The organism is Pseudomonas huaxiensis, assembly GCF_003231275.1.
GTDB lineage: Bacteria > Pseudomonadota > Gammaproteobacteria > Pseudomonadales > Pseudomonadaceae > Aquipseudomonas > Aquipseudomonas huaxiensis.
In genome coordinates this window covers 37,858-61,532 of record NZ_QKVL01000015.1, presented here as the reverse complement: position 1 = coordinate 61,532, position 23,675 = coordinate 37,858, and the positions used below count along the sequence as shown (strand labels likewise).

22 protein-coding genes and 1 pseudogene are annotated in these 23,675 nt (G+C 62.3%); 12 read left to right on the top strand and 11 right to left on the bottom strand.

Annotated features, from left to right (window positions below):
* Nucleotides 1–313 precede the first annotated feature (313 nt).
* Together ettA and gdhA are read left to right on the top strand one after the other, a co-directional pair.
* Nucleotides 314–1,981 (top strand): energy-dependent translational throttle protein EttA, encoded by a 1,668-nt coding sequence (ettA, locus tag DM374_RS17360; RefSeq protein ID WP_110970973.1) that lies wholly within the window; start codon nt 314–316, stop codon nt 1,979–1,981.
* A 302-nt stretch (nt 1,982–2,283) separates the two neighbouring features.
* A complete protein-coding gene (gene gdhA, locus DM374_RS17355; RefSeq protein WP_110970972.1) occupies nt 2,284–3,621 on the top strand; it encodes an NADP-specific glutamate dehydrogenase in 1,338 nt (445 codons plus the stop codon).
* Here gdhA and DM374_RS17350 read toward each other — a convergent pair.
* From DM374_RS17350 to DM374_RS17335, 4 genes are all read right to left on the bottom strand, one after another.
* Entirely contained in the window at nt 3,618–4,121 is a 504-nt protein-coding gene (locus DM374_RS17350) for a GreA/GreB family elongation factor (RefSeq protein WP_110970971.1), read from the bottom strand. The genes gdhA and DM374_RS17350 overlap by 4 nt on opposite strands.
* 70 nt (nt 4,122–4,191) lie before the next feature.
* On the bottom strand, nt 4,192–4,539 hold the full coding sequence (locus tag DM374_RS17345) for a hypothetical protein (protein WP_110970970.1): 348 nt from the start codon (nt 4,537–4,539) through the stop codon (nt 4,192–4,194).
* Nucleotides 4,540–4,682: 143 nt separating this feature from the next.
* Nucleotides 4,683–6,536: an Lnb N-terminal periplasmic domain-containing protein gene (locus DM374_RS17340; RefSeq protein ID WP_110970969.1), complete on the bottom strand. Its 1,854-nt coding sequence runs from the start codon at nt 6,534–6,536 to the stop codon at nt 4,683–4,685.
* A 73-nt stretch (nt 6,537–6,609) separates the two neighbouring features.
* On the bottom strand, nt 6,610–7,098 hold the full coding sequence (locus tag DM374_RS17335; protein WP_095158717.1) for a DUF3015 domain-containing protein: 489 nt from the start codon (nt 7,096–7,098) through the stop codon (nt 6,610–6,612).
* Between the two features lie 273 nt (nt 7,099–7,371).
* Here DM374_RS17335 and DM374_RS17330 point away from each other — a divergent pair, with 273 nt between their 5' ends.
* From DM374_RS17330 to DM374_RS17310, 5 genes are all read left to right on the top strand, one after another.
* The gene (locus DM374_RS17330; protein ID WP_095158716.1) at nt 7,372–9,810 is read left to right on the top strand and encodes a Lon protease family protein; all 2,439 of its coding nucleotides are present in this window, start codon (nt 7,372–7,374) and stop codon (nt 9,808–9,810) included.
* 169 nt (nt 9,811–9,979) lie between these two features.
* The gene (locus DM374_RS17325; protein ID WP_110970968.1) at nt 9,980–10,297 is read left to right on the top strand and encodes a PA4575 family protein; all 318 of its coding nucleotides are present in this window, start codon (nt 9,980–9,982) and stop codon (nt 10,295–10,297) included.
* 133 nt (nt 10,298–10,430) lie between these two features.
* Nucleotides 10,431–10,919 carry a TIGR00645 family protein gene (locus tag DM374_RS17320; protein WP_095158714.1) on the top strand — a complete coding sequence of 163 codons (489 nt, stop codon included), beginning with the start codon at nt 10,431–10,433 and terminating at the stop codon, nt 10,917–10,919.
* A 136-nt stretch (nt 10,920–11,055) separates the two neighbouring features.
* The gene (locus DM374_RS17315) at nt 11,056–11,361 is read left to right on the top strand and encodes a DUF6482 family protein (protein WP_110971022.1); all 306 of its coding nucleotides are present in this window, start codon (nt 11,056–11,058) and stop codon (nt 11,359–11,361) included.
* Nucleotides 11,362–11,447: 86 nt separating this feature from the next.
* Nucleotides 11,448–12,065 (top strand): FKBP-type peptidyl-prolyl cis-trans isomerase, encoded by a 618-nt coding sequence (locus tag DM374_RS17310; RefSeq protein WP_110970967.1) that lies wholly within the window; start codon nt 11,448–11,450, stop codon nt 12,063–12,065.
* 57 nt (nt 12,066–12,122) lie between these two features.
* Here the strand turns inward: DM374_RS17310 and DM374_RS17305 are convergent, their stop codons facing one another.
* The 3 genes from DM374_RS17305 to DM374_RS17295 form a co-directional block, all read right to left on the bottom strand.
* The gene (locus tag DM374_RS17305; RefSeq protein WP_042124780.1) at nt 12,123–12,371 is read right to left on the bottom strand and encodes a PA4570 family protein; all 249 of its coding nucleotides are present in this window, start codon (nt 12,369–12,371) and stop codon (nt 12,123–12,125) included.
* A 132-nt stretch (nt 12,372–12,503) separates the two neighbouring features.
* Nucleotides 12,504–12,845: a zinc ribbon domain-containing protein YjdM gene (locus DM374_RS17300; protein ID WP_110970966.1), complete on the bottom strand. Its 342-nt coding sequence runs from the start codon at nt 12,843–12,845 to the stop codon at nt 12,504–12,506.
* Between the two features lie 99 nt (nt 12,846–12,944).
* Nucleotides 12,945–13,913 (bottom strand): polyprenyl synthetase family protein, encoded by a 969-nt coding sequence (locus DM374_RS17295; protein WP_110970965.1) that lies wholly within the window; start codon nt 13,911–13,913, stop codon nt 12,945–12,947.
* Between the two features lie 251 nt (nt 13,914–14,164).
* Between DM374_RS17295 and rplU the strand changes: the two genes are divergently transcribed.
* From rplU to DM374_RS17270, 5 genes are all read left to right on the top strand, one after another.
* Nucleotides 14,165–14,479: a 50S ribosomal protein L21 gene (gene rplU, locus DM374_RS17290; RefSeq protein ID WP_009398990.1), complete on the top strand. Its 315-nt coding sequence runs from the start codon at nt 14,165–14,167 to the stop codon at nt 14,477–14,479.
* A gap of 35 nt (nt 14,480–14,514) precedes the next feature.
* The gene (rpmA, locus tag DM374_RS17285) at nt 14,515–14,772 is read left to right on the top strand and encodes a 50S ribosomal protein L27 (protein ID WP_010225698.1); all 258 of its coding nucleotides are present in this window, start codon (nt 14,515–14,517) and stop codon (nt 14,770–14,772) included.
* Between the two features lie 194 nt (nt 14,773–14,966).
* Nucleotides 14,967–16,190 (top strand): Obg family GTPase CgtA, encoded by a 1,224-nt coding sequence (gene cgtA / locus DM374_RS17280; protein ID WP_110970964.1) that lies wholly within the window; start codon nt 14,967–14,969, stop codon nt 16,188–16,190.
* A gap of 93 nt (nt 16,191–16,283) precedes the next feature.
* Nucleotides 16,284–17,402: a glutamate 5-kinase gene (gene proB / locus DM374_RS17275; RefSeq protein ID WP_110970963.1), complete on the top strand. Its 1,119-nt coding sequence runs from the start codon at nt 16,284–16,286 to the stop codon at nt 17,400–17,402.
* A 5-nt stretch (nt 17,403–17,407) separates the two neighbouring features.
* Nucleotides 17,408–17,869 carry a CreA family protein gene (locus tag DM374_RS17270; protein ID WP_110970962.1) on the top strand — a complete coding sequence of 154 codons (462 nt, stop codon included), beginning with the start codon at nt 17,408–17,410 and terminating at the stop codon, nt 17,867–17,869.
* Between the two features lie 30 nt (nt 17,870–17,899).
* Here the strand turns inward: DM374_RS17270 and DM374_RS34640 are convergent.
* From DM374_RS34640 to mksB, 4 genes and pseudogenes are all read right to left on the bottom strand, one after another.
* Nucleotides 17,900–18,091: pseudogene (locus DM374_RS34640) on the bottom strand (Fic family protein); the annotation flags it as partial.
* Nucleotides 18,092–18,722: 631 nt separating this feature from the next.
* Entirely contained in the window at nt 18,723–21,554 is a 2,832-nt protein-coding gene (gene mksF / locus DM374_RS17260) for an Mks condensin complex protein MksF (protein ID WP_110970961.1), read from the bottom strand.
* Entirely contained in the window at nt 21,551–22,252 is a 702-nt protein-coding gene (gene mksE / locus DM374_RS17255; RefSeq protein WP_095158706.1) for an Mks condensin complex protein MksE, read from the bottom strand. The genes mksF and mksE overlap by 4 nt, the downstream gene beginning before the upstream one ends.
* Nucleotides 22,242–23,519 carry an Mks condensin complex protein MksB gene (gene mksB / locus DM374_RS17250; protein WP_095158705.1) on the bottom strand — a complete coding sequence of 426 codons (1,278 nt, stop codon included), beginning with the start codon at nt 23,517–23,519 and terminating at the stop codon, nt 22,242–22,244. Before mksB ends, mksE begins: the two co-directional genes overlap by 11 nt.
* Between the last annotated feature and the right edge of the window lie 156 nt (nt 23,520–23,675).

Here is a 23,675-nt window from a genome sequence, read left to right as displayed (position 1 = left end):
ATGCCTTGAGTTGTGGCAAAGTGCCAGTCCTCTTCGTCGCAAAGATTCGACCCGACGAAAGGTCGTCACGACCGCCGGGATACGCTGAACGGGGAAGCCCCTGCCCGCCGCCGTCCAGTTCGGGTAACCTTACGGGTTCCGACTACCAGATAGACAAGGGTGAGGCCGTTGCCTGAGCCCGCCGCGCACCTGCCCCGCGAAAACACCGGCAGCGCCGCGACGCAGGCCAGTGACACCTTCCCCTGACACCCGGTTTGTTCCAGCCCTGTCCTGGCGACGGGGCTTTTCCAACGATTCGAGCGAGGTCCGCATTTTGGCTCAATACGTTTACACCATGCACCGGCTGAGCAAAGTTGTTCCGCCCAAGCGTGAAATCCTCAAGAACATCTCCCTGTCGTTCTTCCCCGGCGCCAAGATCGGCGTGCTCGGCCTGAACGGTTCGGGTAAATCCACCCTGCTGAAAATCATGGCTGGCGTCGACACCGAGTTCGACGGCGAAGCCCGTCCGATGCCGGAACTGAACGTCGGTTACCTGCCGCAGGAACCGCAACTGGATCCGGCCAAGACCGTACGTGAAGTGGTCGAAGAAGCGGTCAGCGTGATCAAGAACGCCCAGGCCCGCCTGGACGAGGTCTACGCCGCCTACGCCGAACCGGATGCCGACTTCGACAAGTTGGCCGCCGAACAGGCCAAGCTGGAAGCCATCCTGCAGGCCAGCGACGGTCACAACCTGGAGCGCCAACTGGAAGTCGCCGCCGACGCGCTGCGTCTGCCGGCCTGGGACGCCAAGGTCGAGCACCTCTCCGGTGGTGAAAAACGCCGCGTGGCCCTGTGCCGCCTGCTGCTGTCCGCACCGGACATGCTGCTTCTCGACGAACCCACCAACCACCTGGACGCCGATTCCGTCGCCTGGCTGGAGCACTTCCTCCACGACTTCCCGGGCACTGTGGTCGCGATCACCCACGACCGTTACTTCCTGGACAACGTTGCTGGCTGGATCCTCGAACTCGACCGCGGCGCCGGTATCCCTTACGAGGGTAACTACTCTGGCTGGCTGGAAGCCAAATCCGACCGTCTGGCCCAGGAGTCCAAGCAGCAGTCGGCTCACGAAAAGGCCATGAAGGAAGAACTGGAGTGGGTGCGCAAAGGCGCCAAGGCCCGCCAGTCCAAGTCCAAGGCCCGTCTGCAACGCTTCGAAGAAATGCAATCGCAGGAATTCCAGAAGCGCAGCGAGACCAACGAGATCTATATCCCGGCCGGTCCTCGCCTCGGTGACAATGTCATCGAGTTCAAGAACGTCAGCAAAGGCTACGGCGACCGCGTGCTGATCGACAACCTGTCGTTCGTCATGCCAAAAGGCGCGATCGTCGGCGTAATCGGTGGTAACGGCGCAGGTAAATCGACCCTGTTCCGCATGCTGATGGGCAAGGAACAACCGGACTCGGGCAGCATCTCGATCGGTGAAACCGTGCAACTGGCCTGCGTTGACCAGAGCCGTGACGACCTGGACGGCAACAAGACCGTGTTCCAGCAGATCTCCGACGGTTCCGACCAGATTCGCATCGGCAACTACGAGATCCCGTCGCGTACCTACGTGGGCCGCTTCAACTTCAAGGGCGGCGACCAGCAGAAGTTCGTCAAGGACCTCTCCGGTGGTGAGCGTGGCCGTCTGCACCTGGCGCTGACCCTGAAAGAGGGCGCCAACGTCCTGCTGCTCGACGAACCGTCCAACGACCTGGACGTGGAAACCCTGCGTTCGCTGGAGGAAGCCCTGCTGGACTTCCCGGGCGCCGCCATTGTGATCTCTCACGATCGCTGGTTCCTGGACCGCGTCGCGACTCACATCCTGGCGTACGAAGACGACTCGCAAGCTGTGTTCTTCGAAGGCAACTACACCGAGTACGAAGCCGACCGCAAGAAGCGTCTTGGCGAAGCAGCGGCGCAACCGCACCGCGTACGGCACAAGAAGCTGGCTCAGTGAGCCGGTAATTGATGCACAGGAATGGGGCCTTCAAGGCCCCATTTTTGTGCCTTGAATTCGAGTTCCCTATTGGCCCTAATCGCTGGCAAGCCAGCTCCCACAAAGCACTATTCGTGTGGCCTGCAGCGCCGCCTGTGGGAGCTGGCTTGCCAGCGATTCGACCATCCTGCGGTGTATACACTTATAGAAATGCACCAAATAATTTCATAAAAACGACATTTTGCCCTGTTCCAGTGCGATTGCTTCTTGGTAAAGTCCCGAAAAAACCAAAAAGTCCAACTCCCTCGGTGAGATGTCTACTCATGATCGAATCTGTCGACCACTTCCTCGCACGTCTGAAGCAACGCGATCCCGCCCAACCCGAATTCCACCAGGCAGTGGAAGAAGTCCTGCGTAGCCTCTGGCCCTTCCTCGAAGCCAACCCGCGTTACCTCGAAGCCGGCATCCTCGAACGTATGGTCGAGCCTGAGCGCGCCATTCTGTTCCGCGTTTCCTGGGTCGATGACAACGGCAAGGTCCAGGTCAACCGCGGCTACCGCATCCAGATGAGCAGCGCCATCGGCCCGTACAAGGGCGGCCTGCGCTTCCACCCGTCGGTGAACATCGGCGTTCTGAAATTCCTCGCCTTCGAACAAGTGTTCAAGAACTCCCTGACCTCGCTGCCCATGGGCGGCGGCAAGGGCGGCTCGGACTTCGATCCGAAGGGCAAGAGCGACGCGGAAGTCATGCGCTTCTGCCAGGCGTTCATGAGCGAGCTGTACCGTCACATCGGTGCTGACCTCGATGTTCCTGCTGGCGATATCGGTGTGGGCGCGCGGGAAATCGGCTTCATGTTCGGCCAGTACAAGCGCCTGGCCAACCAGTTCACCTCAGTGCTGACCGGCAAAGGCATGAACTACGGCGGCAGCCTGATTCGCCCGGAAGCCACCGGCTACGGCTGCGTGTACTTCGCCGAAGAAATGCTCAAGCGTGAAGACAAGCGCATCGACGGCCGCCGCGTAGCCATCTCCGGCTCGGGCAACGTCGCCCAGTACGCCGCGCGCAAGGTCATGGACCTGGGCGGCAAAGTGATCTCGCTGTCGGACTCCGAAGGCACGCTGTTCGCTGAATCCGGCCTGACCGACGAACAGTGGGACGCGCTGATGGAGCTGAAAAACGTCAAGCGCGGCCGCCTGAGCGAACTGGCTACCCAGTACGGTCTGGAATTCCGTGCCGGCCAGCGCCCATGGACCCTGCCGTGCGACATCGCGCTGCCTTGCGCGACCCAGAACGAGCTGGACCTGGAAGACGCTCGCGCCCTGCTGGCCAACGGCTGCATCTGTGTAGCCGAAGGCGCGAACATGCCGACCACGCTGGAAGCGGTAGACCTGTTCATCGAAGCCGGTACGCTCTTCGCTCCGGGCAAGGCCTCCAACGCCGGTGGCGTCGCGGTCAGCGGTCTGGAAATGTCGCAGAACGCCATGCGTCTGCTGTGGACCGCCGGTGAAGTGGACAGCAAGCTGCACAACATCATGCAGTCGATCCACCACGCCTGCGTTCACTACGGTGAAGAAAACGGCCGCATCAACTACGTCAAAGGCGCCAACATCGCCGGCTTCGTGAAAGTCGCCGACGCCATGCTGGCTCAAGGCGTGGTCTAAGCATCGGGCTCCGGCTCGATGGCGATGACCTCGATCGACTGATCACCCACAGGCCGTCGCCATACCACCTCGTCACCCGGGCCTGCCCCCAGCAGCGCCCGGCCTAGCGGGGAACCCCAGTTGATCAGGCCGGCAGCGATGTCGGCCTGATCTTCTCCCACCAGTTGCACCTTGTGTTCCCGGTCCTGCTCGTCGAGGTAGGTCACCCGGCTGCCGATCTGTACCTTGTCGCGCGATAACGCCGGTGGCACCACCTGGGCGCTGTGTTGCCTTGCGTTGAAATAGCGCAAGTCGCGTTCGATATCGGCCATGCGCTGTTTATCCGCCTGCTCACCCTGGGCGAGCAGTTCGCTGCGTAGACGATTGAGGTGCGCCACCCGCTGCTGCAGGTGCGCCAGGCCTTGGGCGGTGACGTAGTTGGGCTGGTCGCTGACCTTGCGCTCCACCGGTTGGCTGGCCTGGGCGGCGGCCTGGTCTTCGTTGACGAATGCACGGCTCATGAAGGGTCTCCTTTGCCAGAAGACCATGCTGACAGGCCCGTGGTTTCAATGGTTATCCACAGGCGACCTTTCAGCGTCGATAGGCGCGCGCGGCATCGCGGTCCTTTTCGTGTTGCCATTGTTCTTCGCGCTCGTCCCAGTGGCGGTTGTAGTAGTTCTGTTGCTCCTGGTTCTGCTGCATCGCCTGGCATTGGCGGAAGCCGTCGTCCCAGCCGGATTCATACTGGTGGTTGTGCAGGTAGCGCGGGACATCCTTGCGAAAATCCCCAGCCATCACGCCCGCAGCCTGGCGGCCGCTGCTGCAGCCATCCTGGAAGCCATCGGCGTAGGGCGCTGGATAACCCTGATTGATCAATTGCTGATGGGTTGATTCGCAACCCGCCAGTAACAACAGAAAACACAGCCAGTACCGCCGCATGACAAGACTCTCCACAAGATAAGGAAAGTCTAGGAGGGGGAATGTCAGTGTGCTGTCAAAAGGCCGTGAAACTGTTGCAGGCGTTGCGGGCCAATCGCTGACTTGTCGGGGCGCCGAACCGCAGCGATGAGGCCCTCAAGGGCTCAGTAGTTGTACCACTTCAATTCCAGCATCACTTCGTTCTGCGCCGTCGCCAGTTGGCTGAACTCGCGCTTGGCGCTCAGGCGCAGGCCCAGGCTGTCGCTCAGTTCCCACTGCTGGTTCAGGCTCAGGCTGCGCCGCACTTCGCCGTTGATGAAGTAATCACCTTTGGCCTCAACGCTCAGGTTGCCCAGCCCGTTGCGCCATAGCAGCCCGGTGTTGAAGCCCGCCGCGGGTGCGATGAACTGGGAGAAGTCGTTGTGGTGTTCGACCCGCACCGTGCCGAGGGCGAAACCGAGCATCTCGTCGGTCAATGCCCAGGTGCCGCCGGCGCCGCCGTTGACATGGCTGACCAGCACTTCATCGTCATGCTTGCCTGGCACCCGCTCCAGGCCGCCCGCCACCTGCCATGACCAGGGCTGCAACAGGTCGTTGCGCGGGGTCAGCGAGCGAATGGTCGCGAGGTCGAGGCGTTGCACCTGCCAGTCGTTGCCCTCGTACTGGCGGACCTTGAGCTGCAGGATCTCGATCTGCGCGCCCAATGGGAAACCGTAGAGGTTGTCGTTGAGGTCGTGGTAGGCCATGCGCAGGCCATATTCGGCGAAGGCGCGGTCTTCGCGGGTGCCGACGCCGAGTTGCCAGGTCCGCGACTGATGGCCGTCCTCCGGAAGTCCGGGGCGTTCAACCTGCAACGGCGGTGGTGGATTGCGGTTGATTGCGCGCAGCAGTTCGAAACTGCGTTTGGCTTGTGCCGGATCACGCTCCTGGCCGTTGGCGCGGTAACGCTCCAGGCGGTAGGCGGCATCCTGTACCAGCGCTTGACGTTCACGGGGCAGGGCGGTGAATTCATTGTTTTGCAGATGGCCGGTATCGGCGGCGAGGGCCAACACCTGCTGTTGCTCGGTTTCTTCCAGAGGTGCGGCGCGTTCCAGTAGTTCGCGCTCGCGGGACGGACGGTAGTCGGTGCGCTCCACCAGCCCGGCGTGTTTGACCGCCTTGACTGTGTCGGTCGGGATCGCCGTCAGCGGGAACTGCGACGTCAGGTCCAGGCTCGGGCGTGCCACCTGCAGCAGTTCCAGCAGGCGGTAGGAGCAGTTTTCGTCGAAGAAGAAGTAGTCGAAGCGGATCTGCTTGAGCTCCCAGATGTGTTCGACCATTCGCCCGGTTTCCTCGGGCGTGAGGTTCAGCCGGTACTCCCAGAGGTCACGGTTTTCCAGGCTACGGTACTCGGACAGTTTTTCCTGGTAGGGCACCAGCGCGAACAGCCCGGGGTAGCCGCCCATCAGGCCCTTCCAGGCATAAAGAATGCTGTTGTCGTTGCCTTCGATATAGGCACCGAAGTTGACCGCGTAGCTGAGCAGGGCGGTCTCGTTGCTTTGCACATCAGCCTGGTCGATGCGCAGCAGGGTGTGGCCGAACATCGACGACGGGCTGTTCAGGTAGGCGGCGGGGAAAATCAGCACCGCGCTGTGCGGCGAGACGTCCTTGAACCACTGCCGATACTCCTTGCAGTCCGGCGCTGGCAGGTCATTGAGTTGCAGTTGCTCGCGCAGCCAGCGGGTGCGTGCCGGGAAGACGCACTGCGCGTGCTGCTCGCCCTTGCTGACGGGGTCATAGAGCGCCTTGTACGTGGCCGCCAGTTCCCGGTCGGGGTGGTGGGCGCCGTCTTCGGCGAGGAAGAAACGCTTGTCGTCGACATAGCTGCGCCAGCCTCCGAGCTTGCCTGTTTCGTAGTGGCCAAGGCTGATCCAGTAGGGATCAGCGGCCAGCCGTTGCAGGCGCGAATCGTCCATGAAAGGTGCGGCGTGCAGCGGGGCGCAGGCACAGAGCGCCAGGTAGGCAAGGCGTTTGAGCATGTCGGGCAACTACGTCTGAATGAAGCCGAATGGGATGAACAACCCGCCCCGGTGAGGGGCGGGGTGACGCTGCTTAGGCCGGGGTAGCGTACTTGGCCAGGCGAGTGTCGGACTTGAGTACGGCGAGGGTGTTGGTGTGGACGTCTTCGGCGGTGGCGTCCGCGGTCTTGAAGATGTCCTGGAAGTGTTGATGGGTGACTGCGGCGAAGTGCGCGCGGTCTTCCGGTGCTACACCGAGAACCACGGCGTAGGTGGTCAGGGCTTCGCCCTGGCCCTTGGCCATGTCTTCGGAGAGCTCGTTCATCATGCCGTTCATGGCAATCCAGGATTTGCCGCCGTAGGTCAGCGCAGCGTTGGTCGAGCAGCCGTTGGTGCCCGAGGTCATGCCGAAGGTTGCGTTGCCGGAAGTGCCGTTGGTGGTGGATGCGAGGAAGTGAGCGGGAGTGCCGCGTTGGCCTTCGAACAGCATGTTGCCCCAACCGCAGTCCGGACCGCCTGGCGCCTGGGCCATGGCGTTGATCGAAACCGCGGTGAACAGAGTACCCAGAAGAATCCGTTTCATAGCTTTGTTCTCTTTTTGATGTGCAAACCAAAGGTCAGGGTTGTCTGGCCTGCCAGCACTGGCGGTGCCAGATCGGGTCCGGTTATCTACCCGGCCGCGCAGTGTAGAGTTTAGGCACGATCCCGCGGTTCCGTGATTAATTGCGAAATATTGCTTTAACACACGTGTGCACGGCTCATTCAGCCCTGTAGGCAAATGCGCCAAGAGCCTTGCAACGCGGGCGCGGGCGGCGCCAGAATGCTGACATCTGCCCCGCCGAAGTAAGGAAGCCCGATGCCCGATCCTGTCGCTGCGAGCCTGCGTCTTGCGCCAGAAGCCCTGACCCGGCCGTTTTCCGCTGAACAGTTCGCCTTCTCCACAACCAATGATCTGGAGCCATTTCGCGGTGTGCTGGGCCAGGAACGTGCGGTCGAAGCCTTGCAGTTCGGCGTCGCCATGCCACGTCCGGGATACAACGTATTTGTCATGGGCGAGCCGGGTACCGGCCGCTTCTCGTTCGTCAAACGCTACCTGAAAGCCGAAGGCAAGCGCCTGCACACGCCGTCGGACTGGGTCTACGTCAGCAACTTCGACGAACTGCGCGAGCCGCGCGCGGTGGAACTGCCCGCCGGCAGCGCGAACACCTTCATCGCCGACATCGGCGGCCTGATCGACAACCTGCTGGCGACCTTCCCGGCGGTCTTCGAGCACCCGTCCTACCAGCAGAAGAAAAGCGCCATCGACCGTGCGTTCAACCAGCGTTATGACCGTGCGCTGGACGTGATCGAGCGCGCTTCGCTGGAGAAGGATGTGGCGCTGTACCGCGACAGCACCAACGTCGCTTTCACCCCGATGAGCGACGGCAAGGCGCTGGACGAAGCGGAGTTCGCCCAGTTGCCGGAAGCCGAGCGCGAGCGTTTCCACGAAGACATCGCAATCCTCGAAGAGCGCTTGAACGAAGAACTCGCCAGCCTCCCGCAGTGGAAACGCGAATCGAACAACCAACTGCGCCAGCTCAACGAAGAAACCATCACCCTGGCGCTGCAGCCATTGCTGGCGCCGCTGTCGGAAAAGTACTCGGAAAACGCTGAGGTCTGCGCCTACCTGCAGGCCATGCAGGTCAACCTGCTGCGCACCGTGGTCGAGCAACTGGTGGATGACGCCAAGACCGACGCCGTGGCGCGCAAGCTGCTCGAAGAGCAATACGCACCGAGCCTGGTGGTGGGGCATCCGGCCAGCGGCGGCGCGCCGGTGGTGTTCGAGCCGCACCCGACCTACGACAACCTGTTCGGCCGCATCGAATACAGCACCGACCAAGGCGCGCTGTACACCACCTACCGGCAACTGCGTCCGGGCGCGCTGCACCGGGCCAATGGCGGTTTCCTGATTCTCGAAGCGGAGAAAATGCTCGGCGAGCCCTTCGTCTGGGATGCCCTCAAGCGCGCCCTGCAATCGCGCAAGCTGAAGATGGAATCGCCGCTGGGCGAGCTGGGCCGCATCGCCACGGTGACGCTGACGCCGCAGATGATCCCGCTGCAGGTCAAGGTCATCATCATCGGTTCTCGCCAGCTCTACTACGCGCTGCAGGACCATGATCCGGACTTCCAGGAGATGTTCCGCGTGCTGGTGGATTTCGACGAAGAGATCCCGATGCACAACGAGAGCCTGGAACAGTTCGCCCAGTTGCTGAAAACCCGTACCAGTGAAGAAGGCATGGCGCCGCTGACCGCCGATGCGGTGGCCCGCCTGGCGACCTACAGCGCGCGCCTGGCGGAAAACCAGAAGCGTCTGTCGGCGCGGATCGGTGACCTGTTCCAGCTGGTCAGCGAAGCGGATTTCATTCGCCACCTGGCCAATGACGAGATGACCGACGTCGGCCACATCGAACGCGCGCTCAAGGCCAAGGCTACGCGTACCGGGCGGGTCTCGGCGCGGATTCTCGACGACATGCTGGCCGGCATCATCCTGATCGACACCGAAGGCGCGGCGGTAGGCAAGTGCAACGGCCTGACCGTGCTGGAAGTGGGCGATTCGGCCTTCGGTGTGCCGGCGCGGATTTCCGCCACGGTGTACCCGGGCGGCAGCGGCATTGTCGACATCGAGCGTGAGGTCAATCTCGGCCAGCCGATCCACTCCAAGGGTGTGATGATCCTTACCGGTTACCTGGGCAGTCGTTACGCCCAGGAATTCCCGCTGGCGATTTCGGCGAGCATCGCCCTGGAACAGTCCTACGGCTATGTCGACGGTGACAGCGCTTCGCTGGGCGAGGCCTGCACGCTGATTTCGGCGCTGTCGAAGACCCCGCTCAAGCAGTGCTTCGCCATTACCGGCTCGATCAACCAGTTCGGTGAAGTCCAGGCGGTGGGCGGGGTCAACGAGAAGATCGAAGGCTTCTTCCGACTCTGCGAGGCCCGCGGTCTGACCGGAGAGCAGGGCGCGATCATTCCGAAAGCCAACGTCGTCACCCTGATGCTGGATGAGCGGGTGCTGCAGGCTGTGCGCAACGGCCAGTTCCACATCTACGCCGTCAGCCAGGCCGATGAAGCCCTGAGCCTGTTGGTGGGTGAGCCGGCGGGCGAGCCGGATGCCGATGGCCAGTTCCCGGAAGGCAGCGTCAACGCCCGGGTGGTCGAGCGTCTGCGGGTGATCGCCGAAATGATCAGCGAAGACGACCTCAAGGAAGCCGAAAAAGAGCTGGCTGAACAGGCGCTTGCGGAGGTCAAACCCGCCTGAGGGAAACATTGCGGGCGCCGTGTTGTCATGACCATTCGGCGCCCGCTTGCCGGCACTCGCTTGCCGGCGGCGGTTTTCTTCTATTCTTCAGGGCATGGATAGTCGTCGGTGCAGGACGGAACAGCCTTGTGGTCGAAGGTTGAACGAGATCTTTCCGAGGGTCGTCGCCATGCCGCGCAGCCTCAGCCTTACCCGCCAATGCCTGGGCCTGGTGACCCGCATTGAGTGCAGCATTCGTCCGCTGGCCGGAGACAATGGCATGTGGACGCTGCTTTTCGCCGCCGGCATGGCTGGCGAACAGCCTTCCGCCATCAAGGCCCAAGGGCCGTTTCACGGTCCGTTCGTGGCCGAGTCGGTGCTCGATGCGATTGTCGACAGTCTGACCCTCCACGGTTACACGGTGGCGAACGATCCGCAGATCTGGTGCGTTCACCTCCAGGCACAGTTACGACGCGTCAACGGCGGGCACGTGCATCACGTTGGCTGACGTCTGATCCTTCCAGATCCCGAATCCTTCGGGATCTTTCCCGTGCCTGCGGCAGCGCGTCGCGGGCTTTTTCCCACACGTCTGGCTGATATACTCCCGCTCGATTTTCCCCCGCCTTCAGGTGACTAGCTCAATGGAACGCTTTATCGAAAATGCGATGTACGCCTCGCGCTGGCTGCTCGCACCGATCTACTTTGGATTGTCGCTGGGCTTGCTGGCGCTGGCATTGAAGTTCTTCCAGGAGATCTTCCACGTTCTGCCGAATGTCTTTTCCCTGGCCGAATCCGACCTGATCCTGGTGCTGCTGTCGCTGATCGACATGGCGCTGGTGGGCGGTCTGCTGGTGATGGTGATGATCTCCGGCTACGAGAACTTCGTCTCGCAACTGGACATCGATGAAAGCAAGGAAAAGCTCAGCTGGCTCGGCAAGATGGACTCGTCTTCGCTGAAGATGAAAGTGGCTGCGTCAATCGTGGCAATTTCCTCGATCCACCTGCTGCGGGTGTTCATGGACGCCCAGAACATCAAGTCCGACTACCTGATGTGGTATGTGATCATCCACATGACCTTCGTGATTTCGGCCTTCGCCATGGGTTACCTGGACAAGCTCACCAAGCACTGATTGCTGCTGGTAAGCGCGTCATCCACCGCCCGTCCGTTGCAAAACGGACGGGCGGTTGCGTTTTTGGCTTGTACTTTGTGGCGTGCTGTACAAAAAATGAACGGTCGCTCGAATGTTCCAGTTGCGAGGTAGTGTCATGAACCTGTACGAATTGAACACGCAGGCCCGCGCGGGCCGTGTCGAGGAACTCAACCTGATCGCCATCGAAGGCGGTGATTTCCTGCTTGAAGCGCGATGCAGTGGTCACGCGCACCCGCTGACCAACATCCAGGGCACCCGTTTGAAAGTGCATTCGATGGTCGAGGCGCACCACCTGCTGGAGGGCTTGCCAGCGTTGCCGCTGAACCTCGTGCATTGGTCGGTGCAGGACGAAATGTGCGGCATGGCCGATCTCGCCGAAGAAGACCTCAAGCTGCCCCTGCCGCGTCGTTCCGCCTGGTAGCTGAACTGCTTCGCCGCAGTGTGCTAGGCTGCTGGCCCTTTTCATAAAGGGCGCAGTGGTTATGCGCCCTCCTGCGGAGCAAGCCAATGTCCGAAATCAACCTGTCCACCGACGAAACCCGCGTCAGCTACGGCATCGGCCGTCAACTGGGCGGTCAACTGCGTGACAACCCGCCACCGGGCGTCAGCCTGGAAGCCATCCTCGCCGGCCTGACCGACGCCTTCTCTGGCCAGGCCAGCCGCGTCAGCGAAGAAGAGCTGTCCGCCAGCTTCAAGGTTATCCGTGACGTCATGCAGGCCGAAGCTGCTGCCAAGGCAGAAGCTGCCGCTGCATCCGGCAAGGAATTCCTGGTTGAGAACGCCAAGCGTGACGGCATCACCACCCTGGCCTCGGGCCTGCAGTTCGAAGTCCTGACCGCTGGTGAAGGCGCCAAGCCGACCCGTGAAGACAACGTGCGCACCCACTACCACGGCACCCTGATCGACGGCACTGTCTTCGACAGCTCCTACGATCGTGGTCAGCCGGCAGAATTCCCGGTTGGCGGCGTGATCGCCGGCTGGACCGAAGCCCTGCAACTGATGAACGCGGGCAGCAAATGGCGCCTGTACGTGCCGAGCGAGCTGGCTTACGGCGCCCAGGGCGTTGGCAGCATCCCGCCGCACAGCGTTCTGGTCTTCGACGTCGAGCTGCTGGACGTTCTGTAAGCCACACCCTGATCGCGACGGTTCGGGGCCCGAACCGTCGCGATTTTCGTATTTCGATCAGAACCCGGTATGCGGGGTGTTCGGGCGCAAGGCCCGTGCATAACAGAACAGGAACAGGTTCCTCACCAGTTCCTTGAGCACGATCGGCTCACTTGAATTCAGACCATTGAGATCCAGGTCGCCCTGGTCGCGCAGTTCGTCCAGTGCCGCTTCTTCGAGCACGGCACAGACTTCACCGGTCTCGCGGTGGAGGATGCGCAGGTAAGGTTGGGGGCGGTCAAGCCAGGCGTCGATCAGATAAGTCATGGCTATTCTCCTTGAAAGCGTTCAATGAGAATAATTCTTATTATCAAAATAGCAAGTGACAATTGGGAATTTTTTGCATTTTCTGCCGGGGTGCGCGCCTTTGTCGCGGCGCGCCTCCGGATTTGCAGGGGGTCAGACCTTGCGCACGAATTCCGATTTCAGCTTCATCGGACCGATGCCGTCGATCTTGCAATCGATGTCGTGATCGCCATCGCACAGGCGGATGTTCTTCACCTTGGTGCCGACCTTGACCACCAGCGAGGTGCCTTTGACCTTCAGGTCCTTGATCACGGTGATGGTGTCGCCGTCCTGCAGGACGTTGCCGACGGAGTCCTTCTTCACCACATCGTCGTTGGCCGCTTCGGCATCGCCGCTGGCGGACCACTCGTGGGCGCACTCGGGGCAGATCAGTTGAGCGCCATCTTCATAGGTGTATTCGGAATTGCATTTGGGGCAGGGTGGCAAGGTGCTCACTAAGTTTCCTCAGGTCATGCGTGCAGAAAGCCCACATTGTATAGGGTTTTGCCTGACAGAGGAAAATCGGGCCCGTCGGACGACGGGCCGGGAGGGGTATCAGTGGGTGCGGGCTACGGCGAATTCGCTGAGCTCGACCAGGGCGTCGCGGTATTCGCTGGCCGGCAAGACGTCCAGGCAGGCGATGGCGCGAGCCACGTATTCGCGGGCCAGTTGTGCGGTGTAGTCCAGGGCGCCGGCAGCGTCGACCGCGTCGCGGATGCGCTCCAGGTCCTCGATCCCGCCTTTCTGGATCGCCTGGCGAACCAGGGCAGCCTGTTCCGGGGTGCCTTCACGCATGGTGTAGATCAGCGGCAGGGTTGGCTTGCCTTCGGCCAGGTCGTCGCCGACGTTCTTGCCCAGCTCCTGTGCGTCGCCCTTGTAGTCGAGCAGGTCGTCGACCAGTTGGAAGGCCACACCCAGGTGGTCACCGAAGGTGCGCAGGGCTTCACGCTGGTCTTCGCTGGCGCCGGCCAGGGCGGCGGCGCTGTGGGTCGAGGCTTCGAACAGCATCGCGGTCTTGCCGCGGATGACGTCCATGTAGATCTCTTCGGTGGTGCTGGCGTCGCGGATCCGCGACAGTTGCAGCACTTCGCCCTCAGCAATCACGCGGGTGGCCTTGGAGAGGATCTGCATGACCGGCATCGAGCCCAGCTCGACCATCATTTCGAAGGAGCGGGAATAAAGGAAGTCGCCCACCAGCACGCTTGGCGCGTTACCCCACAGGGCGTTGGCGGTGGAGCGGCCACGGCGCATGCCGGACATGTCGACCACGTCGTCGTGCAGCAGGGTGGCGGTGTGCAGGAACTCGATGGTCGCAGCCAGCAGGCGCAGGTCATCGCCTTCACGGCCCAGAGCCTTGCCGCAGAGCAGCACCAGCAGCGGACGCAGGCGCTTGCCGCCGGCCGAGGTGATGTAGTCGCCGATTTTCGATACCAGCGGGACGCGGGAAGTCAGCTGTTTCTTGATGATCTCGTCAACGGCGCTGAAGTCGTCCGCTACCGCGCGGTAGAAAGCTTGGGGTTGCATCGGCCACAGGTGCTCCATATAGGTTGCGCGGCATGCTAGGTCGCGGGTCCCGGCCTGTCAAGGCGCGCTGCCCGGGCCACTGGGGCGGGACTTGCAAGGCCGGATGGGCTTGCGTACAATCGCGCACCCTAACTTCCTGGGCAGCACCTGCCTTACGCAATTGCACTGGGCCGTTCCAGCCCTATGCAGCCATGCCAGCCAATATTCTTACTATAAAGAGCTGGGTGAGCAGGATTATTGGAGAAATACCCATGTCTTACGCAGTAATTGTTACCGGTGGCAAGCAGTACAAAGTCGCCGAAGGTGAATACCTGAAGATCGAAAAACTGGAAGTCGCTACTGGCGAATCCGTTACTTTCGACCGCGTTCTGCTGGTCGCCAATGGCGACGACGTGAACATCGGCGCTCCAGTCGTTGCTGGTGCCAAGGTTGTCGCTGAAGTGATCTCGCAAGGTCGTCACGACAAAGTGCGCATCATCAAGTTCCGCCGCCGTAAGCACCACATGAAGCGTATGGGCCACCGCCAGTGGTTCACCGAGATCAAAATCACCGGTATTCAGGCTTAATTTCAGCCTAATCCCCCTTCAGGAGAATTGAACTCATGGCACACAAAAAAGCTGGTGGTAGTACCCGTAACGGTCGCGACTCAGAAGCCAAACGCCTTGGCGTGAAGATGTATGGCGGCCAGGCTATCATCCCTGGCAACATCATCGTCCGTCAGCGCGGCACCCAATTCCACGCTGGCTACGGCGTTGGCATGGGCAAGGATCACACCCTGTTCGCCAAGATCGCGGGTAAGATCAAGTTCGAAGTAAAAGGCGCCTTCGGTCGTCGTTACGTGAGCGTTGTCGCCGAGTAATCGTGCGATCGCTGGAAAAGCCCTGTCTCGCGACGGGGCTTTTTCGTTTTTGGGGTGAGTCTCTTGCAAAGCTGTTTGTATGGGCTGCCGGCGCTGGTTGTTACGGTCGTTGACGGGGGCCGCCGCGCTCATTTTTGCAAGAGCCTTATGTCTTTGTGTCATTCAACTCGTCCGACTGACGAGAGGCGGTTTTTATGAAGTTTGTTGACGAAGTATCGATCCGGGTCAAAGCCGGTGACGGCGGTAACGGTTGCATGAGCTTCCGCCGCGAAAAATTCATCGAGAACGGCGGTCCCAACGGCGGTGACGGTGGCGACGGCGGTTCGGTCTACATGGTTGCCGACGAAAACCTCAACACCCTGGTCGACTACCGCTACACCCGTCATTTCGATGCCCAGCGCGGTTCGAACGGCGGCAGCACCGACTGCACCGGCAAGAAGGGCGATGATCTGGTCCTGCGCGTGCCGGTCGGCACCACGGTGATCGACGCCGCTACCCAGGAAATCATCGGCGACCTGGTCAAGCCAGGGCAGAAACTGATGGTGGTCCAGGGCGGCTGGCACGGTCTGGGCAACACCCGTTTCAAATCCAGTACCAACCGTGCGCCACGCCAGACCACTCCGGGTAAACCGGGTGAGCAGCGTGACCTGAAACTGGAAATGAAAGTCCTCGCCGACGTCGGTCTGCTGGGCCTGCCAAACGCCGGCAAGAGCACCTTCATCCGCGCAGTCTCGGCCGCCAAGCCGAAAGTCGCCGACTACCCGTTCACCACCCTGGTGCCGAACCTGGGCGTAGTCAGCGTCGACCGCTGGAAGAGCTTCGTCATCGCCGACATCCCCGGCCTGATCGAAGGCGCTTCCGACGGTGCCGGCCTGGGTATTCGTTTCCTCAAGCACCTGGCGCGTACCCGCGTGCTGTTGCACCTGGTCGATCTGGCGCCGCTGGACGAAAGCAGCCCGGCCGATGCCGCGGAAGTCATCGTCAACGAGCTCGAGCGCTTCAGCCCGTCGCTGGGCGAGCGTGAGCGCTGGCTGGTACTGAACAAGTCGGACATGATCCCTGACGACCAACGCGATGAGCGGGTCAAGGAAGTGGTCGATCGCCTGCAGTGGGAAGGCCCGGTCTACGTGATCTCGGCCATTTCCCGCCAGGGCACCGAAAAGCTTAGCCATGACCTCATGCGCTACCTTGAAGACCGCGCCGACCGCCTGGCCAACGACCCGGCCTACGCCGCGGAACTGGCTGATCTCGATCAGCGTATCGAAGACGAAGCCCGCGCCCAGTTGCAGGCTCTGGACGACGCCCGTACCTTGCGCCGCACTGGCGTCAAGAGCGTGGACGATGTCAGTGACGACGATGACTTCTGGGGCGAAGAGGACGACGAAGACGGTCCGGAAATCATTTACGTGCGCGACTGATCCGTTGCAGTACACTGAACGCCGCTTTTTCAAGCGGCGTTTTGTTATCTAAAAAATCTACAGAATCCACACAGATCGATAGGTTGGAAGAAGATGCGGAGCAAGGTGACAGGTGCCCAGCGCTGGGTCGTGAAGATTGGCAGTGCCCTGCTGACAGCGGATGGCAAGGGCCTGGATCGCGCGGCCATGGGTGTCTGGGTCGAGCAGATGGTGGCCCTGCGTGAAGCGGGCGTCGAGTTGGTGCTGGTCTCCTCCGGGGCCGTGGCTGCCGGCATGAGCCGTCTGGGCTGGACCAAGCGACCGAGTGCGATGAACGAGTTGCAGGCGGCCGCTTCCATCGGCCAGATGGGCCTGGTGCAGGCCTGGGAGTCGAGCTTCGGCGAACACGGCAAGCACACCGCGCAGATCCTCCTGACCCACGACGACCTGTCCGACCGCAAGCGTTACCTCAACGCCCGCAGCACCCTGCGCACCCTGGTGGAGCTGGGCGTAGTGCCGGTGATCAACGAGAACGACACGGTAGTCACCGACGAAATCCGCTTCGGCGACAACGACACCCTCGCTGCGCTGGTCGCCAACCTGGTCGAAGCCGACCTGCTGGTGATTCTTACCGACCGCGACGGCATGTTCGATGCCGATCCGCGCAACAACCCCGATGCCAAGCTGATCTACGAAGCCCGTGCCGACGACCCGAGCCTCGATGCCGTGGCGGGCGGTACCGGCGGTGCACTGGGCCGTGGCGGCATGCAGACCAAGCTGCGCGCGGCACGCCTCGCGGCCCGTTCTGGCGCCCACACCATCATCATCGGCGGGCGCCTGGAGCGCGTGCTGGATCGCCTCAAGGCCGGCGAGCGCATCGGCACGCTGCTGTCGCCTGAGCGCGGCATGCTGGCGGCGCGCAAGCAGTGGCTGGCGGGCCACTTGCAGACTCGCGGCACTCTGGTGCTGGACGCTGGTGCCGTGCAAGCGCTGCGCCAAGCGAACAAGAGTTTGCTGCCGGTGGGTGTGAAGACCGTGCAAGGCAGCTTCCGCCGTGGCGAGATGGTGGTTTGCGTCGGCCCGGACGGCCTGGAAGTGGCCCGCGGCCTGGCCAACTACAGCGCCCTGGAAGCGCAGAAAATCATCGGCCAGCCGTCGGATGCCATCGAGAGCCTGCTGGGCTACAGCGCCGAGCCGGAGCTGGTGCACCGCGACAACCTGATTCTGGTTTGAGGAACATGAGCGTGATCAAAGGACTGTTTGTCGCTGCGTTGCTGGCCTTGCCGGCACTGGTATCGGCTGAAGAAATCGGCCAGGTGTCCACCGTGTTCAAGCTGGTCGGGCCGAATGACCGGATCGTCGTCGAAGCGTTCGACGACCCGAAGGTCGAGGGCGTGACCTGCTACCTGTCGCGGGCCAAGACTGGCGGCGTGAAGGGCGGACTGGGGTTGGCAGAAGATCGCGCGGAAGCGTCGATCGCCTGCCGTCAGGTCGGCCCGATCAACTTCAAGGGTCAGCTCAAGGATGGCGAGGAAGTGTTCAAGGAGCGCACCTCGCTGGTGTTCAAGACCATGCAGGTGGTGCGCTTCCTCGACAAGAAGCGCAACACGCTGGTGTACCTGGTGTACAGCGACCGCCTGATCGAAGGCAGCCCGCAGAATGCGGTGACGGCGATTCCGATTTTGCCTTGGGCGCAGTGATCACTCCGGCCCAAGGCTTCCTTGGGCTTACCGATAGGTGTTCGCATACCGTCGTATGAGCGGACGAGAGAACACCTCCAATGCGCGGTCATAGCCTGCACGGAATTCGGCTGAGCTGGTGATGGTGGCCGAGACGGTCAAGATCACGCCGTCTGGTATGGCCTTGTCGCGAGCGAGGGTGTCGTTGATCAGGAAGCGATGGATCCGTCCGTTACCGTCCCTCCTGAGTAATGGCCGACAGGTGTATGTCGGAAGTTTCTCTGCGCCGTTGAGATCGAGCGCCGCCCGCGCATCGCGAGCAAGCTCGCTCCTACAGTTGTTGCAACGTGCCTCTGCCTGCCCGGCTATGGTTGAGCGCCTTGTTTGTACGACGCGGTATCGAATCAACCTCAGCAGCCTTCCCGCTAATCCTCGCCAAACGCCAAGGGCGGGCAACACCCTTCTGACAGGCCACGGCACGTTGCAACCACTGTAGGAGCGAGCTTGCTCGCGATGCGCGGGCGGCTCGATCTCTAGGGGCTGAAGACGTGTGGACTAGCACATGGCGGCCACTACATGACCAGAAGTTGTGTAGATGCCCCTGTCTGGATATGGCCGCAGTGGTGGGCGATGACGTGGGCAAATGGTTGGATGCGGGCTGCCTGGTCCGCCCGAAAAACGCTAATCCCTGATCAAAATCGTTAATAAAACAGATCTTGTATCTCAAAACGCTAATTTTCCTTCCTGCCTCAATGACCCCCGCAGGCTATCTATCGGCAGGCAGCAACCCATCTCTGGCCGAGGAAGGATCGTGCCCGGCCGAATACGCCCGGGCATCCTGGCAACTATGGGGCTCAATAAAGGCCCCATGCTGTCAGACCGAAGCCTCTTCCTCTTCTTCCCGCACCACCGCCTTAACCACATCCAGCCGGCTGATGTACTTCCAGTCCGACTCGTCGATGTAGATGCCGTTCGGCCCGCTACCGCCTTCCAGATCGATCGCCACGTGTGCCGACACCTGCGGCTTCACGCTCGCCAGGATTGGTACGAAGCCCAGTTGCAGGCTGGTTTCCAGCAGGGCGGCCTGGTTGCGTTCGTCGATGTCTGCGGCCTCGTCGAGGTAGTACGGCAGGCGCACGCGGCCGGCGAGGTCGCGGTCCATCAGGTGCAGCAACAAGTACATGTTGGTCAGCGCCTTGATGGTCATCGTGGTGCCGTTGGAGGCGGCGCCGTCGATGTCGGTGTGGATGACCGGCTGGCCGTTGACCTTGGTGATCTCGAACGCGAGTTCGAACAGGTCCTTGAGGCCAAGCTGGTTGTGGTTCGCCGCAACAAGGCGGGCCAGATACTCCTTGGCTTCCTCGTTCTTGTTGTCCTGCTCGGCACTCTGGCTCAGGTCGAACACCGACAGGGTCTCGCCTTCCTCGTACTGGCCGGCGCTGTGGATGATCTGGTCGATGTGCTTGAGGGCTTCCTTGTTCGGCGCGAGGACGATGCGGAAGCTCTGCAGGTTGGAGACCTGACGGCGGTTGATCTCGCGGTTGAACAGCGCCAGTTGATGCTCGAGGCTGTCGTAGTCGCTGCGGATGTTGCGCAAGGTCCGGGCGATGTCGGTGACCGCAGCGCGGCGTGCCTTGCCCAAGGTCAGCGCTTCGTCGGTACGGTGCGCGTAGGCGTTGATCAGCAGTTGCAGGCGGCGCTCCATATCGTCTTCGCTGTCGAACTTGGCCACGCCCTTGAGGCGTACCTGGGCGTACAGCGCTTCGATCTGGTTGTCGACTCGCAGCAGGCCCTGCCAGCTGTCCTGATAGTCGTTGAGCAGCGGCAGCAGGTTGTCCATCGAGTCGTCCACCGGCTCCATGAACGGCGTGCCGAACGGCAGGTCTGACGGCAGCAGTTGGCGGCGGCGCAGGGCGTCGTCGAGGGTGCGCTGCTTGGCTTCCATGTCGGCGATCTGCCGGCCGACCAGTTGCAGCTTGGCGGACAGTTGCTGGACGCGTTCGGTGAAGGCGTCGCTGGAGCGCTTGAGTTCGTCCTGGGCGGCTTCCAGTTGTGCCAGTTGCTCCAGCTTGTCGCCTTCTTCGACGCTCAGGGTCTGGGTGCGGCGGAAGTCTTCCAGTGCTTTCTGCGCGTCCAGCACCTGTTGGTACAGGGCTTCGGTCTGGGTCTTGCTCGCGGCGCGGTCGGCGGTCACCGACTGCTGGGTCTTGAGCTGCTTGAGCTCCTTTTCCAGGCGCTCCTTCTGGTCGCGCAGCGCGGCGCGGTCGGCCAGAGCCTGCAGGGCGGGCGGCTCGATATGGGACAGGTCGATGGACAGGCCGGGCACTTCGAAGCGCTCGCCCTTGAAGCCGTCCAGTACCGCTTCCAGTGACTTGACCCAGACGTCGCTGTCATCCAGCTCGATGCCGCGCTCGCCCAGCGGCAGGCTGAACAGCGCGCCGTTGAACAGGCGCATCAGGCGCTCGACGTCCTGTTGCGAGAACTCTTCGCGCAGACGGGCGTAGCTGTTGTTGTCGGCGTGATCGAGTTGCTGTTTCACCGACTTCAGGCGTTTTTCCAGATCCCGCAGACGCTCTTCGAGGTCTTCGGCGCTGAACTGACGGGATTGCGCCAGGGCGCCGGCCAGTTCGTCGTGGGCATCCTTGGCGGCCAGCAGTTGCTGTTCCAGCACTTTCACGTCGTCCACCAGGGCGAAGCGGTTCTTCAGCACCGACAGTTCGCCAAGCCAGCGCTGAATGCCGCTGATTTCACGCTCCAGGCGCATCAGCTCCTGGGTGCCGCTGCGCTGGTCGTTCTGCAGTGCGTCCTGCTCGCCACGGTAGTGTTCGGCCTGGATGACCAGTTCTTCCTTGCGGGCGCCGGAGTAATCCTGCCAGGTGCCCAACAGCGAATCGAGCAGCGGCGACAGGCGATGCAGCTTGCCGCGCAGGATGTCGCGCTGCGCCACGCCGTTGGCCAGGGCCTCGACCAGCGGGCCGGCGGCGACGAGCGAGTTGTAGTCCTGCTCCATGCGGCGGACGTCGCGGAAGGCTTCTTCGCACGCGGCGATATAGTCGACGCTGCCGGAGCGCAGGCTGTGCTCGAAGGCGTCGAGGAACAGTTGCTTGAGCTTGGCCGCGGTGATCTCGCGCATGTGCAGCAGGTTGATGAACAGTGCGCGGAAGGTCTTCAGGCTCTGCTCGCTGGTGGAGCGCAGCGGTATCAGGGTCAGGTCCAGCGGAATCGAGGTATGTCCGCCGACCAGCAGCCGACGCAGTTCGTCAGGCTTGAGTTCATAGGCTTTCAGGCCGTTGCGCTCGAGGTTGGCGAACAGCTCTTTCTGGCGCAGGCAGGTGTCGTTGCGCTGGTAGTGGGCCAGGTCCAGCTCGCCGGCGTAGGCGAAGAACTGGTGGCCGAAGCCGCCGCCCGGGCCGCGGCCGACCACGCCGATCACGTGCGGGCCGTGGGGCAGGTTCACTTCGCAGAGGATGTAGCTGGTGTCGCTGGCAAAGTAGAAGCGTCGCGATTGCTCCAGGCTGTATTTGCCGAAGCTCATGTCCGACATGCGCGCCAGAATCGGGAATTGCAGGGCGTTGATCGAGGCGCTCTTGCCGAGGTTGTTCGCGCCGTAAACCGACAGCGGGTGTTCCAGCGGGAACAGGCCGAGGCTGTAGCCGGCGGTGTTGAGCAATGCGAAGCGGCGGATGCCGTAGCGTTCCTGGCTCATGCGTCAATCTCCTGTTGCTCTTCGGCGATGGCCCGGGCCAGGGCGTCTTCTTCGCTTTCTTCGAACGGCGCCAGATCGAGCGGGTCGTCGGTGCTGTTGAGTTGTTCGGGGCTTTCTTCTTCCACCAGTACGGGCGTGGGCAGCGGCAGGTTGCTGTGCAGGCTGGCGGCCAGGTCGCGGTCCTGCTGGACCGACAGGCAGACATCGAGGAAGCGGTGCATCGGTGGCAGGAAGCGGTAGATGCCGTTTTCTTCGTGGGCGAAGCCGAGCTGGGTCATGCGGCGCATGATCTTTTCTTCCAACTCGTCGGGGGTCTGTACTTCGGCCTGGAGGAACAGGTCGCGGTACTTGTCCAGCAGCGAGGGCAGTTCGTCGCGGCCGAGGCTGCCGCCGTCGAGCACCGACATCGGGTCGCGGCCCTGGTCGGCCAGGTGCTCCACCAGGATGAAGGTGAACAGCGACAGGCGCTGCGCGGTCTTGTTGACCTGCGCGGCAGCCAGCTCGGGGACGAAGTAGTAGAAGCCGCGGGTATCGCAGACCAGCTCGTAGCCCAGGGCCTTGAACAGGCCGCGGTACTGGTCCTGGAAGTTCGACAGTTGGGTGTACAGCTCCGGGTCGCGCCGGCTGATGTGGAAGCCCTTGAACAGCTCGCGGAAGATCGGTGCGAGCTGGGACAGTTCGGAAAGATCAAGATGCATGGGTAGGGCTCGCTGTAGGCTCTGGCGAAGTTTCGCGGCTGGATGTCAGGGCGAAGGAGCGCAGGCTGACCAGGTGTTCGCGGGTGGTGTAGTCACGGCGGTCGAGGCGTTCGCGGGCGAAGCGTTTTTCCCGCGAGAGGCGCGAGAACCAGTAGAGCAGCTCGTCGGTGGCGCCTTCGGGTTCCTGCTCCAGCAGCCAGACCATCAGGTCCGGCAGCGGCAGGGCGTCTTCGCAGCGTTCGAGCATTTCCTTGACCGTGCGCGGGGCCCGGGTCGGCTCGCCCTTGTGGCTCTTGTGCGCCTTGGGGAACTGCGCCGGCTTGGGTTCGAAACGGGCCAGGGCGTAGACGTAGGCCTCGACCTGGCTGGCACTGCCGAGAAAGGTGCTCTGCGGCCGGGTGAACAGCGGCATGGCCGCCTGTGGTACGGCGTCGATGCCTTTGCGGCGGATCACCGACAGGGCCAGGGCGGCGCCGCGGGTCACGGCGTTGTGCCGGCGCGCTTCTTCGCGCAGTGGCAGCAGCAGTTCGCGGGCGTGGCGCAGGGTCAACTGGGCACTGGTCTGCATTTCGAGGATGCGCGCGTGGGTACGCAGCAGCATGTCGTCGTCCACCAGTTGCCCGAGCCGGGCCTGCTCGCTGAGCAGGCGCAGCAGCACGGTCTCGACCTTGCGCACGCCTTGTTCGAAGGCGCCGTCGGCATTGACCAACTGGATCATCGGCTCGACGTACTCGTCCCAGGTTGCCAGTACCTCGGCATAGCGCTGGCGCAGGGGAATCTGGCGGTCGCTGGTCTTGGCCCGCTCGGCCACCCCGACCAATGCCTGCTCGTCGTTGTCGAGCTTCTTCAGGACATCGCGCACGCGCATGTCCAGCAGGCGTAACTGGCGGGCCAGGTCGTGGCCGTCGCGGATGTCGAAGGCATCCTGGATATGCCCGGCCAGGCGCTCGAGGTGGCGCAGGTAGGCTTCGATTTCCAGGCACAGGCCGAGGCGGTGTTCGCGCCGCAGGTAGGCGAGGAAATCGTGGATCTGGGCGTTCAGCTCGAAGCGGTTGGGGCTTTTCGCCACCGGGACCAGAATGTCCAGGCGGATCCATACGTCGAGCAGGTTGGTGATGTCCTGGACCGTGCTTTCAAGCTGCTGGGCAGCCAGTTGCTGGCGCAGTTCGCCCAGACTGAGGGTACCTCCGTCGAACCGCTCGCACAGCGGTTCCAACAGGTTCCAGTGTTCAGCCAGGGCGCGCAGGACGCGCTTGGGTTCGATCATTGGCGGTTCGACTCGCTGCCAAATAAAAGCGCCGATTGTACTGCATTGGGGGGGATTGGCTTCACCCTTGATCGTTTGCAGGGGGTGTCCGGCGTTTTTCCGCCGATCGACTGCGGCGCCCGGCGCGCAACGGCGTTAGAATGTGCGCCCTGACTT